This window comes from Aridibaculum aurantiacum (genome assembly GCF_017355875.1).
Lineage (GTDB): Bacteria > Bacteroidota > Bacteroidia > Chitinophagales > Chitinophagaceae > Segetibacter > Segetibacter aurantiacus.
In genome coordinates this window covers 163,056-176,661 of sequence record NZ_JAFEWC010000002.1, presented here as the reverse complement: position 1 = coordinate 176,661, position 13,606 = coordinate 163,056, and the positions used below count along the sequence as shown (strand labels likewise).

The following is a 13,606-nucleotide window of genomic DNA, read 5'->3' as shown; positions in this document are numbered from 1 at the left end:
TCGATAGGTAGAAGTGGCAGTATTACCCTCTCCTCCTTCTTTTCTTTGGCGAGTCGTCCGTCATCACCATAAAACTTACTTGCTGTATAGCCTGGTAAATCACCGGCTCTCCATTGATGGTAGCAGGCTCCCAATCAGGACCTTTTTGCAACACGCGCACTACCTCATCGCCGCATGCTAAACAATGCGATGAAACGGATAGCACCTTGATATCGCTGAGCTTTCCGGTTTTATTCACCCTGAACTGCACCCTCACCGGGTAGGTTCCATCGGGTGCACCTACATCAGCGGCAACATTTGCATTCAGATTTTTCTCCAGGAAAATTCTCCAGCCGGTCAAGCCTCCCGGGAACCTTGCTTCTTTTTCTATGACACATCCTTTGGTTTCATTCCCGGCTTCATCCCAGCAGGTGTTGCTGTAGCTGGTCCCTTCAAGCGCCATCATTGAGCGCCTTTTTCCATTAGCATAGAAGTAAACCTTCTGCAGCATCAGCGACGTATCGTTGTAGGTTTGCAGTGTCTTCAGCCATCCGTCTTCATGATAATTTTTGAACGTATCCACTGGCTTCTCACGCTTTTCATCGCGAAAATTACCTTCCGAAATAAGCCTGCCCGTCTTCATCGAGTATCTTTTGCTATACCAACCTTCATCATTTTTCCTGATGACGGCATAGCTGTTCGCGCTGTCCTTCGTAGTTTCAACATAGTCGGAGTAATAAATGATCGTGCTGTCGGTTTGCGCGTAGCTAAAAATAGATGTGCAGGCAAAGAATGCCAGCAGGCATAGGTGTTTCATGGTAAAAGTTGATGGCGTAAATATAACCGCATGATGCGAAACAGAAGCTGATGGGAATGCTGATGTATAGAATTATTCAGCCAATCTTTTATTTCAATACGCTCTATTTGATTAGAAAGGCATCCAATGCTTTTGTAGGTCTGCCATCATCACCCCAAGCACTTAAGTTATATCTACTCCAACTTCTTGCGCCTTGTGGTTCCCAATAAATCACTCCCAGACCCTTTCCGCCTGGAACGGCTTTTACTTTTTGGATGACAGCTACCAACATGTCGTAAGTGTTTTGCGGTTTCGTATCCTCTCCACCTACTTCTACCACCATCACTTCTTTAGCATATCGTGCTACCAGATCATTCATGTTTTTACCAAGATCATCAATGGAAAGTGTATAATCTGGCTTGCCGGGCAGCCAATATGGATAATAAGATAACCCTATGATATCGTACTTAGCTCCATGAGCTTTAGCATTATCGAACCAGGTTTTAAATAGTTCGCTGTCATTACCACGATCGAGATGAAGGATAAACTTAGAACGTGGGCTTACAGCTTTAATGGCGTCGTGACCTTGATTGATAAGCTGCGCCAACTGCGGCCAATTTTTAACGCTGCCTTCAGGGTAGATCATGCCACCGGGTATTTCATTTCCTACCTGTACCCATTCCGGTGTTACACCCGCGGTCTTCAAGTCGCTCATTACGTCATAGGTATAGTCGTAAACATCCTTTAGTAATTGCGGAAAATCATGTCCTTCCCAAGCAGCCGGCTTTTTCTGTTTCCCCGGGTCTGCCCAACTGTCGCTGTAATGAAAATTGATCATTACTCTCATTCCCCATTTCTGCGCTCTTACTGCCATTGCAACTGTCTCAGCTTTGCTGTTATGCCCACTCGCACGGTTATCTGACGGGTTCACCCATGTTCTTAAGCGGATAGTGTTAATGCCATGATCCTTTAAGATTTTGAAACAATCTTCTTCCTTACCATCATCATTATAAAACTTGTATCCGGTGGCTTCCATCTGCTGTAGCCAACCTATGTCTGCTCCTTTTACAAATGCTTTTTTCTTTGTACCTGGTTTTAGTACACTACATCCCGCTGAAAAGATCATCAGTAAAAACCAAAGGAAGATTAAAGCGTTTGTTCTAGGCATCTTGAGAATTTTAAATAGCCTAAGTTATGAGTAAGATGTAGATCAGCGGCCAAACAGCAGCAGATCAGGCAGAAACTGCAAGATAGAGGCGGAATACTAAACTTATTTTTGTGGGTTACAATCGAGCTTCCAAATTTGATATTATAATGTATATGTATAAGGTCCAACTTACTCTGTAGTGCTACCAGGAATTGGTAGCAAGTGATATTGAAAAGAAAGTGCAGGTAAACAAAAAGGAGTTACAAAATTGTAACTCCTTCATGCGTGTGTTCACAAAAACTCAACCTGGAACCATTCAGAAATAAAACACCTTATATGTTTTGAGGCATCAGCCTTTTCATTCTGCCAGCACTTCAAGTCTTTAAAAATTTAATGCTTCACCACTTTCTGCACCATTCTCTCTTCCCCATTTACCACCGCCTGTAGTATATATACACCTGCAGCCAGTTTGCTTGCATTCAGCAGGTTTATCTCATTCTGACCTTTTAGTAGAGTAGCTGCTTGCTTCAGGTGTAGTCTTCCTTCCATATCGTACAAAGCAAATTCTACATTACCTGGTTTGGTAGCTGTGATACTAACCGCAAGCTTTTCTTTAAAAGGATTTGGAGCTACTGCAGCAAGCACGTAACTGTTCGCCAGTCGCTTTATCAGTATCGTATTGCTGTACTTAAAGCTTCCATCTATATCCACCATCTTCAGCCGGTAGTAGTAGTTGTCGGCCTGCAGCAGCGGCTTATACACATGGTCATACTTCAGTTCGTTACTGCTGTTTCCTGCTGCTGGTTTGGTAGCTATTTTCTGGAAGTTGATAGCATCCGTTGAAGTCTCTATTTCAAATACACTTGTATTTATCTCACCGCCTGTTTTCCAGCTTAGGTGATGGTATTGGTCTGCATCAGCATAGCCAGAGAAACTTAGCAGCGACAATGGCAATGGCGCACCAACCCTGAAATACTGGGTAAAGCCACAACCAAAATCCTGCGAATAGTTAGGAATAGATATCTGTGAACCATTGTAAAATGGTGTAGGTAAACCGTTGGTGAATGGAATTAACGTGCCTAGGTCTTGTGTGCGAACAAAGAAAGCACCTAAACCTGTGCTGCTGGCATTGGCCCACCAGTACAAGCCATCGCACTGCGTATCTTCTACTGTAAGCTTGTAGCACCCATTCGCAAGTGTACCAATTGGATCATTATAAAACGTAAGCGCTGCTGTTGGTGTGCGCTGCGCAATGATGTTTCCGCTCATGTCCTGCAGCTTCCAACTTGTTTGCGTATAGTTGTTATTGGAGCGCAACGATACCACAAACGATGATGGCCATGTAGGCGCTGTTACAAAAGTGGTGGTAAGACTGTTGTTATTCGCATAGCCATCAGCCACACCATTTACTTGAGTAATATTAGCTTGGAACTGCGCGGCACTGTTAGTAGGCATGTCAGCCATTGCGGTCATGGTCGCAAGGGTGATATCCTGTTCAAACCCCGGCGCTATAGATAAGCCGGTTGCAGTGAAAGTTTGCAAGGGGTAGCCACTGATGCTATAGGTAATAGTGAGTGACTGAATAGTAGTTGCACCTGTGTTCTTCACCTTTATCACAGGGTTGTCGCAGGTTGGATTGCTCCTGAAGTCACCTTCAAAATTGGAAGGAGAGATAATACGTTCCAGCGAAGCATCATGCGTGAAGTTATACCCGCCATAGAAGAACATAGCAGATGCTACAGTATAAGAAGCACTGCCATTACCACTATGCGCCTGGAAGTTGACATCCGGGTTCAGCACAGTGCCTGCAGTCACGTTTCCAAAACGATGCACATTAGGCTCTACCAGGTTGCCCGGGCACCAATTGGCCCTGTTGTATATCCACGTGCCCGATTGCGGGTAGATGTTATTCTTACCGCAGTCATCGCGCCAGATCTGCTTTTGCTCCAGCATATTAATACCATTGTACACCTGGTAGTACCTGCTGCAGAATTCAGCGCAGTTGCTGGCGTCGCTGCCATGCCCGGTAATGGTGAACTTCATTGCGGCAGCCTGTGTACCTGCCGGCGCCGTTACGGGTGTTGCCGGAAAATTTGTTTCTATAGAATTTGATGCACTTCCATACGTAAAGCTGCCATTCCACAGCTTCTGGATGCCTGTAACATTACGAGCAGGAGTTCCCTCTATAAATGCAAACTTGATGTCGGCAGTAAAACCTCCGGAATATCCCTGGTAGTTCAGGCGAACATTGGCGTTATCCTTCAGCAGCGGATAATAATCCGTTACATCAAAATAGTAGCGCTCTTTCCAGTTCATAGGTGTACGCGGCGCACCAGCATTGGCGTACGGCGTAATCAGCCTGCCCACCTCAAAAGTATCCGTCGGCGTCATTACAAAATTCTGGATGGTATAGTCCCAGTCGCCACAATATTGTGTGCCTGCAGGACAAGGATATTTTCCAAGAGTAAACACCATCAGTATCTTCCTGTAGCTGGTGTTCCCAGCAGGAAATAGTACCGGCGCATCAAAGTTGTTGTAGTTATCCAGTTGCACGCCTGCGTGCGCCTGCACCCATGTTGTATCACCGCTTACTGTGTTCGGTGGCAGCTGCTGTGTAGTGGCACTTGCTTGCAGAGGAGCTGTGGTATTATAAGCTGCATCAAAACAAGAAACATCGTTGTAACCATACACCGTGTACTTATAAGTGGCAGCAGGTGTTAGGCCGGCATCAGTGAAAGAGGTTGCTGGGCCGGCACTCACCACCCGTGCATTACCCAAAGTAGTACCCGGCGTATAAGTAGTGCCATTTACCGGTAAGGCCGAGGGATTGCTGCTGCCGGTAGTGCGAAGCACAAGGTATTTGTTAGCGGCCGGCACAGAGGCTGTAAAACTGCCGGTAGCGGTGGTGGTAGTGGTGGTAAAAGTAAGTGCGGTGGGTTGCGCTGCAGGCGCTACACATGCCGAAGGAATATTTGTGTCAACTGTTACAGCCAGCACCGCAGCTGTGGCACCCGTAGCATCCGTTTTTGTAACAGTTATACTTGCAATCTGCCTGGTATAATTGCCAGCTGCAAGCGTTAGCGGTATATGGTAAAAATGAGGATTGGTCGCACTGCCTTCTACAGCATTGTTGGTAAGATTCACTCTTCCTACACCCGCGGTAGCCAAGTTAATGGTAGACCCATCGTACCAGTCCCTGATGCTGATGCCAGTGAACGTTTGTGAAGTAGCATCTGTAAAATTCACCGTTATAGTTACCGTTGCACTACCATCGCCCGATGTAGCCAACACGAACAATTTAGAACCTGCAACGGGTGTAGCAAAAGACAAACTGCCTGTCGGCTCCTGGTTATTGATGCGCAGCGTATTTAAACCTGCATATGGTGCGAGATGGAAACTTAACCCTGTTTCGGTGGTACTATTCACTAGGCCTGTTGCTGGCAGTGCATAAGTTGGCGCTACACTACCCGAAGTAGCACGAAAATCTTCCGCTATAAAAGCATAGCTGCCTAGACCACCTGTGGTCGAGGCAGAAGCTGAGCCAACGCCATTAGCTATCATATCAACATTGTAGCCACTTAGGCTCACGCGGGTATAGCTCTGCCCGTCAGCCTGCGTGCTGACCAGTGCCGCAGTTATGGCCATTGCGGATAAAAAGATGTTACGTAGTGATTGAAGAGCAGTTCTCATCTTATGCATTAGTTATCGGTTTTAAAAGGTACGAGGTGAAGATTTTTGACGTCTCCTAATGGTGCCATGCAAAAGGAGCCTTCACCTTCTCCAATGGTAGCTTTTTTTGACTTTGTCCCATGCTTTTGCGGGTGGGACAATAGCTGGACATTCTTCTTTGAAACCTTTTTTATTATCTAAATGTCCGATAGTACAGGACGGAACTTTTTGGGAAAGCGGGCTGCTACACTTATATTTGAGAATACATAATCAGTGAGAGAGGGCGGTGGACGAGGTTTGAAATGTTACCTGATGATCGTTTGCCAAAGCGGAAATAAACTGCTCCCCCCATGAGAATTATCACAACTCTTACCCTGCTTCTGCTTAATGTCCAGCTGCTGTACGCCGGTTTTTTTGACGAAGTAGCAAAATCCAATAGCAAGACTGAACGCCACATGCTGGCCCGACAGGTTATCTTCAGGGCACAGGAATCGATCAACGGCAGCAATATCAACGCATTTACTTCTGAACTACATGAACTGGCAGAACGCCATTCTGATCCTATTTTAGCTGGCCTTGAAAAAATTGCACAGGTAGAGGTCATGCTCCGCCAAACACCCAGGCCCGACACATTGATTCAGCAAAGCCTGAAGCAGGTGCTGGACATTGCTGTAAAACACGAAGATGACATGCTGCTGGCTGACTATTACCACTACACCGGTCTTCAATATAACAGGTTAGAGAAAAAGCGGGAAGGATTGGAATTTCTTCTAAAAGCGAATAGCATTATTCAGCGCAATGGCACCTGCTCATCGCCCAGCGCAGGACCATATATATATGAAGTAGGTGTTGGCTACCTGCAGTACCAGGACTACCACAATGCTAAAAAGCTGATCACCCAGGCGCTCACCTGCGAAATGTACCTGATGAAGAACTACATGAGAGCTCACAATACCCTCGGAGTCATCAACCGGAAACTGATGCTGCTGGAAGAGGCAAATAAAGAATTTGCACTGGCTCGTTCTATTGCAGAACAGGTTCAGGATTCTACCTGGTATGGCATTATCTCCGGCAACTTAGGCTACAACTATTATTTACAATCGAAGTTTGAAGAATCCATACCGTTACTTGAAACAGATTTTCGTCTTTGCCTGAAAAGCAAGGAGTGGGCAAGCGCCACCCACGCCGGCAGCACCCTTGCCGAAGTTTACCTGAAGTACAACAAGATTGACAAGGCACACCAGCTGTTCTTCTCGCTAGATACCATCTGGAGCAAGTTCGGCTACCCGCACATTAAAAGCAGTTACTATAGTGCTAAAGCAAAATTATTCAAAGCTAAAGGCGACTATAAGAACGCCCTTCTGTTTTCAGATAGCGCGCAACATTATTATAATGCAGATGTGGAAGCCAAGAATGCGCTGGTAGCTAAGCAAGCAGAAGAAAAGGTGAAAGCAGAAGAATATGACGCTAACCTGCAACTGCTGGAAAGCGAGAAAAAGAGCCAGATCTTGCTGCGCAATGCCATCATCATCTGCACCATCCTTAGCCTTATAATTGCCGTGCAGCTAATAGTTCGGCAGCGGCAGCGACACAAGCAGAACCAGCAAAACCTGCAAGCGTCAAAAGAACAGCTGCAACAGTATGTGGACAGCCTGCGCGAAAAGAATATGCTGATCGAATCATTCAAGCAGCAAATAGAATCACTGGTAGAAGCGTCGCAGGCCGATAAAGAAGAGATACTGGCGCGGCTGCAGAATTTCACTATCCTCACCGATGACCATTGGAATGAATTCAGGCAGCTGTTCGAAAAAGTGCACAAAGACTTCTTCCAAAATTTAAAGAAACGCTTCCCGCACCTGACGCAGGCAGAGATACGACTGATAGCACTGAGCAAACTCAACCTATCTAAAAAGGAAATGGCTGAGATGTCGGTGGTTTCGGTAGATGCTATCAGGAAGACCAGCCAGCGCATCCGCACCAAGCTAGAACTCGAAAGCGAAAAAGAGCTTGAAAGCCTCATTGCTTCCATCTGATCCAGTACACAAAACGATTGCTGCCGTCGCCGAATTCCAAATGCGGCAGTTTGCCAGCAGAAAGTATGTCCAGTTTCTGTCCAACCCGCCATTTATGGAAGAAACAACTGCAGCCACTATACAGCACAATAACAAATGGCCTGCTTTTTCATCTTTAACTGTAGCATTATCAGCAGGTTACGATTTGTCCGCATTTTGTCCGTACGTAAATACAATCTGCCGCTTAGGTTAAAACTACTTTCATACCGATAGCATTTTACTGCTAGTTCACCGCCTTTCTTTTGGTCGCTTGCCAGCTTCCTTACCACCAAACCTAACGCACATGCAGAGATCTACTCCTCTATTTTACTTCCTTCTCTTTACCTTGGTAGCAACTCTTTTTGTGGGTGTGCAGCCAGTAAGATCGCAGGTTGACCCACACTTTTCGCAGTACTACGTCTACCCCATGGCACTCAACCCGGCCCTTACCGGCGCCATTGATGGCGACTACCGCGTGACCGCCATTTACCGCAACCAGTGGTCCGGCATCAGCAGCGCCTTTGCCACACCTGGCCTTTCAGCCGACTTCACCACCGGCAAAAACCTGAACATTGGCATGAACGTGATGAACCAATCGGCTGCACGAGGTGCTTATAACTACCTGAATGGCTACGTATCGCTGGCTTACACAGGACTGAGGTTTGGCACAAACGGCAACCACCAGGTGGCGCTGGCCTTGTCCGGTGGCATTATCAACCGCAGGTTCAACCCTTCCAAATTTGAGTATGGCGAACAGTGGAATGCCTCAACAGGTTACAATCCTGCTGCTCCATCCAACGACATCCTGAACGCCAGCTCAGCCAGCACCTTCGATGCAGGCGCAGGCATCGCATATTTTGACGGTACGCCTGGAAAAAAAGCCAACGTTTTTGCCGGCGTTTCTGCGTTTCACCTAACCACTCCTACGGACCCATTCAGCGCATCGGGATATGATGAAAAACTGCCGGTTCGCTATGCTGCCCATGGCGGCGTAAAACTGGCAGTAGCAGACAAGTTCAGCCTGATACCAAACGTAATCTACATGCGCCAGGGCACTGCACAGGAAGTGATGGCAGGAGCTTATGCACAACTTTCCGCCAACGAAAAGACAGACCTGCTGCTGGGCGCCAACTACCGCTTAGGTGATGCAGTATCACCATTTGTAGGGCTGTACTACCAGAACATGCTGCTGGGACTTAGCTACGATGTCAATACATCGAACCTGGGCAAGATGGCGGGCAACGCCAGCAGCTTCGAGATATCGCTGTCACTGTTTGGCAAAAAGAAGTTCACGCCGGAGCGGCACCACTTCATCTGCCCACGACTGTAATTGCGCCGCACCTAACCACTTACCAAAACTGAACTAGCTACATGAGATACCTGCTTATTGCGTTGCTGTTGCTGCAGCTACTACCAGCAGCGGCACAAACCCGCACCGACTTTTTAAAAGCTGCTGATAAATATTTTGAACAGGGAGATTTCTTCTCCGCTGCCAGCTATTACGAGAAATACCTTGATGAGAACGCGCCGGTAAAACCGGCTGTGAATAATCCTTTTGCAGTTACACGACAGCAGGCCGTGCAGGCACAATTGCCGGCATCAGCGAAGCGCAAGGCTGTTTACCAACTGGCTGAAAGTTATCGCAAGCTTAACCATTTTGTCAAAGCAGCGCCACACTATGCCTCGCTTGCACAAGGCGATCAGCAGGCTAATCCTGACCTGCTGTACTGGTATGCCACCTGCCTTGCCGCCACCAACAGAACAGCTGAAGCAAACGATGTAATGCAGCGCTATGTTGCCGCCAACGCAGGCGATAAAGAGTTGCTAGTACAGGCGAAGCAGCAGGTAAAAAATTATGCTTTTGCAAGCCAGCAGATGCAGCGTGCAGATACGGCTCTATATAAGGTAAGCAAGGCGGCCATCAACAGCACCGGAGCCACCTATGCGCCTGTTATCAGCAAGGGAGATATCTACTTCACTTCTACCAGGAACGATAGCACAACAACGGGTCCGTACACCAATCATATTTACAGCGCCAGCTACAGCCAAAACAGCTTCGGCATGCCTACTAGGCTAGCGGTACCGGGCGGCATACAGGAGCAAGGCGCTGCAGCCTTTGCACCATCTGGTAAAATGTATTTCACGCGCTGGCAATCTACAGGCGCCAAGGGTGCAGCTATTTATACAAGTGAACCTGCTGCCGGCGGTTGGAGCGAGCCGGTGAAACTGCCCTTAGTAAATACAGACGGCTACAATGCGCAGCACCCGTTCGTAACAAACGATTGCAAATTCCTGCTGTTTGCTTCTGACATGCCGGGCACTATGGGTAAGCTTGACCTATGGGTGGCACCTCTTGATGCCGATGGCAATGTGGCTGCGGCACCAAAGAACCTGGGCAGCACCATTAATACTGCAGGCGATGATGTTTCACCATTTTACCATGCAGCTAGCAACACGCTGGTTTTTGCTTCTAACGGCCGCGTAGGGCTTGGCGGCTTCGATCTCTTCACTTCTGCAGGAGATTTTAATATATGGGCGCAGCCGGTAAATGCCGGTTACCCGGTTAACTCAGTAAAAGATGACCTGCACTTTTTTACCAACAGCAATGAAAGGTTGTTTACCAGCGCCTTCATCAGTTCCGACAGGTACTCTGCCTGCTGCCTGGAACTGCTTACGCTTGACCGCGAATACAAACGATATATGACCGGGCTGGTAGTGGATTGCAAAACACAGCAACCACTTGCCGGCACTCAGCTTACCATAGAAGATGGCAGCGGCCGCAACATCCGCATTACCACCAGTGCCGATGGCCGCTACCTGCACGAACTACCTGCACAGTACGCTGCCGGTAAAGTAACAGGCGAAAAGGACAACTATCATACTGCAACCATAACTACTGCGGGTGGCGTTTTCGATACAATGCAAAGCCCGCTGCTATGCCTGCAGCCGATCGACAAACCACAGCCACCTTCCAAACTGATGTTCGTCTACTTCGACTTTGATGTAGCTACACTTCGCGATGAAGCAAAGTCAACACTCGACTCTCTTGCCGCTGCTATGACCAAAGTACCCGGCATGAAGATCGAGATCGGCGGCTACACCGATGGCAAAGGCAACGAGACCTATAACATGCGCCTTTCTGAGAACAGGGCGAAGGCATGTATGAAATATTTAGTCGAAACAAAGATGATTGATGCGAGCCGCATCGTGATCATGCCATATGGCGAATGCTGCCATGTGGGCAACGAAACGACGAGCGATGGCAAAGACAATCCTGAAGGTCGCCAGCTAAACAGGCGTGCCGAATTCAAGATCATCGGCTTTTAGCGCAACAACAAAAGATTACTAAGCGAATAAACTTACAAGTGTATGCTAAGGAAATTAATGGCAATAATGTTAATGGTAGTGCTGGTACAGGTGACACATGCACAAACTTTTACGCCTGTAACGGTTACCGGGTATAATGAAGATGTGGTTGCGGATGGCACCGGCAACAGCAGCCTTGCCACCACCACCCGCGAAATGGATGCCTTCACACCGTCCAATTTTGTTATCTGCACACAGCAGTTTGCTACCGCCAATGCCATCACCGGTGGTTATGGTATACCTGATAATGGCACCATCACATCAGGCACGCGGCAGTACCAGCTGGCCCCTTTGGGTAATGGCACAGCACCAGTAAACAGCGTGCTATACCTGATGAAGAACGAGACCGGGACATTAACACTGACCACACCTGCAGCTTTCTCTCAACTAAGTTTCCTTGGCCTGGCTACTGAAGGCGCAGCATCGGTAAGTGCTATTGTTACCTATACCGATGGCACCATCCAGAGCTTTCCCGGCCTGAACATCCAGGATTGGGTAGGCGGCGCCAACCCGATCTTACAGGGCTTTGGAAGGATCAAACGCCAGAACGGCCCCTTTGCTGCAGGCTCCTACGAGCAGGCTCCTACCAATCCACGTATGTATGCTACTGATATAGCGGTGCAGTGCAATAAAATGGTGGCCTCCATCAGTTTCACCAATATGAGCACCGGCACCAATACCCAATCAAACAGGGCATTCATATTTGCCGTTTCGGGTGTACAGGTGATAGTAGCGCAGCAGCCTGCAATAGCACCGGCAACTATCTGCCCCGGAACATCGGCTAGCCTTAGCGTACAATCACCGGTAGCAGGCCTGAATTACACATGGTACGCTACGCCATCGGGAGGAGCCGCCGTAGGCACAGGAACGACTTTCAACAGCCCCAATCTTTCCGCTACCACTGCCTACTATGTGCAGTCATCAAACAATGCCGGTTGTAACAGCCCACGCACTACGGTGGTAGTTACCGTACTTGCGCCAGTTGCTGCACCAGCGGCTACGGCACCCGCTATCTGCAGCGGCAGTACTGCTACTATATCTGTCACCAACCCGGATGCAGGCAGCACCTATGACTGGTTTACTGCTGCTACGGGCGGAACAGCTATTCATACCGGCACATCATTTACTACACCTGCGCTAATGGCCAATACAACCTACTATGTACAGGCTACAGGAGCTAACGGCTGTACCAGTACAAGGCAGGCCGTAACAGTAACAGTCAACCCTGCACCTGCAGCACCACAGGTAACTGCTGCCACTATCTGTAACAACGCAACCGCTACACTAACCATATCTAACGCTGTAACCGGTACTACCTACAACTGGTATAGTGCTGCTACCGGCGGTACGGCCTTGGCCACCGGCACTTCATTTACTACACCAGCACTTACTGCCTCTACCACTTATTATGTAGCTGCCACCAACAATAGCAGCTGTACCAGCAGCAGGACTGATGTTACAGTAACGGTGCTACCAACTGTTGCGGCACCTACCGTTGCGGCGGCACAGGTATGTAGTGGCAGCACTGCTACGCTCACCGTTTCGGGTGCACAGGCTGGCACCACCTATAGCTGGTTTACCACTGCTACAGGCGGAACGGCAATAGCTTCCGGTACATCATTCACTACACCTGCCTTAAGCAGTAACACAACTTATTACGTGCAGGCAACTACCATCGCTGGCTGCACCAGCGACAGAACATTTGTTGCCGTTACTATACTTGCTCCACTGGCAGTACCTGCTGCAGATGCTGTAACCATTTGTAGTGGTGCTACTGCTACACTTGCTGTAGCCAACCCGCAGGCCGGTACTACCTATAGCTGGTTTGCTGCAGCTACCGGCGGCACCGCCTTACATACCGGGAACAGCTATACAACTCCAGCTCTTACCGCCGCTACCACTTATTACATCCAGGCGCAGAATACAGGAGGATGTGTGAGCGCATCACGTGGTGCAGTGATGGTTTCTATGGCTACCGTACTTGCCACGCCTACTGTAACAGCTAGTGATATTTCCGCCAGCAGCGTCACATTTACCTGGGCACCTGTAACCGGCGCTACAGGCTACGAAGTGGCTGTAAATGGCGGAAGCTATGGTGCACCGTCGTCAGGACCTACGGGTACACAACACCAGGTTTCAGGACTAGCCCCGGGCACTGTTGTCACCATTGCTGTTCGTGCACTGGGTGCACAAGCTTGCCAGGCAAGCAGTGCAGGCACAGCCAACCCTACCACACTTAGCAACAATATTTTCATCCCTAACGTGTTCACGCCAAACGGCGATGGCCGCAACGATATTTTCCGCGTGTATGGCAACGACCTGGCGGCAGTCGACCTGCGCATTTTCAATCAATGGGGTGAAATGATCTATGAAACGCGTGACATGCAGAGAGGATGGGATGGCAGCTACAAAGGCAGGCAGCAACCTGTGGGCGTGTATGTATATGCTGCCTCTATCACCTTGCGCGATGGAAGCAACATTGTGAAAAAAGGTTCGTTTAGCCTCGTTCGATAAACAGGGCTACAACTTCATTAGCGATACATGAGAAGAACATAAAATTTAGAAGCTGCAGCCTTACACCCAAGGCTGCAGCCTCAC

Annotated in this window: 7 protein-coding genes; 4 read left to right on the top strand and 3 right to left on the bottom strand. The window is 48.5% G+C overall.

Annotation, left to right across the window (positions count from 1 at the left end):
- Window positions 1–22: 22 nt before the first annotated feature.
- The 3 genes from J4N22_RS12365 to J4N22_RS12355 all read right to left on the bottom strand — a co-directional run bounded on the left by J4N22_RS12365 (window position 23) and on the right by J4N22_RS12355 (window position 5,621).
- Window positions 23–796, bottom strand: coding sequence for an energy transducer TonB (locus tag J4N22_RS12365; protein ID WP_207494995.1), 774 nt, complete (start codon window positions 794–796; stop codon window positions 23–25).
- Between the two features lie 103 nt (window positions 797–899).
- Entirely contained in the window at window positions 900–1,943 is a 1,044-nt protein-coding gene (locus tag J4N22_RS12360; protein ID WP_207494993.1) for a glycoside hydrolase family 53 protein, read from the bottom strand.
- A gap of 369 nt (window positions 1,944–2,312) precedes the next feature.
- Window positions 2,313–5,621 (bottom strand): peptide-N-glycosidase F-related protein, encoded by a 3,309-nt coding sequence (locus J4N22_RS12355; RefSeq protein WP_207494991.1) that lies wholly within the window; start codon window positions 5,619–5,621, stop codon window positions 2,313–2,315.
- Window positions 5,622–5,941: 320 nt separating this feature from the next.
- Between J4N22_RS12355 and J4N22_RS12350 the strand changes: the two genes are divergently transcribed.
- The 4 genes from J4N22_RS12350 (at window position 5,942) to J4N22_RS12335 (ending at window position 13,522) form a co-directional block, all read left to right on the top strand.
- Window positions 5,942–7,624: a hypothetical protein gene (locus tag J4N22_RS12350; RefSeq protein ID WP_207494990.1), complete on the top strand. Its 1,683-nt coding sequence runs from the start codon at window positions 5,942–5,944 to the stop codon at window positions 7,622–7,624.
- A 322-nt stretch (window positions 7,625–7,946) separates the two neighbouring features.
- Window positions 7,947–8,972 (top strand): PorP/SprF family type IX secretion system membrane protein, encoded by a 1,026-nt coding sequence (locus J4N22_RS12345; RefSeq protein ID WP_207494989.1) that lies wholly within the window; start codon window positions 7,947–7,949, stop codon window positions 8,970–8,972.
- A 41-nt stretch (window positions 8,973–9,013) separates the two neighbouring features.
- Window positions 9,014–10,969, top strand: a complete 1,956-nt coding sequence (locus tag J4N22_RS12340; protein WP_207494988.1) for an OmpA family protein — start codon at window positions 9,014–9,016, stop codon at window positions 10,967–10,969.
- Between the two features lie 57 nt (window positions 10,970–11,026).
- Window positions 11,027–13,522: an Ig-like domain-containing protein gene (locus J4N22_RS12335; RefSeq protein ID WP_207494987.1), complete on the top strand. Its 2,496-nt coding sequence runs from the start codon at window positions 11,027–11,029 to the stop codon at window positions 13,520–13,522.
- Window positions 13,523–13,606: the final 84 nt, after the last annotated feature.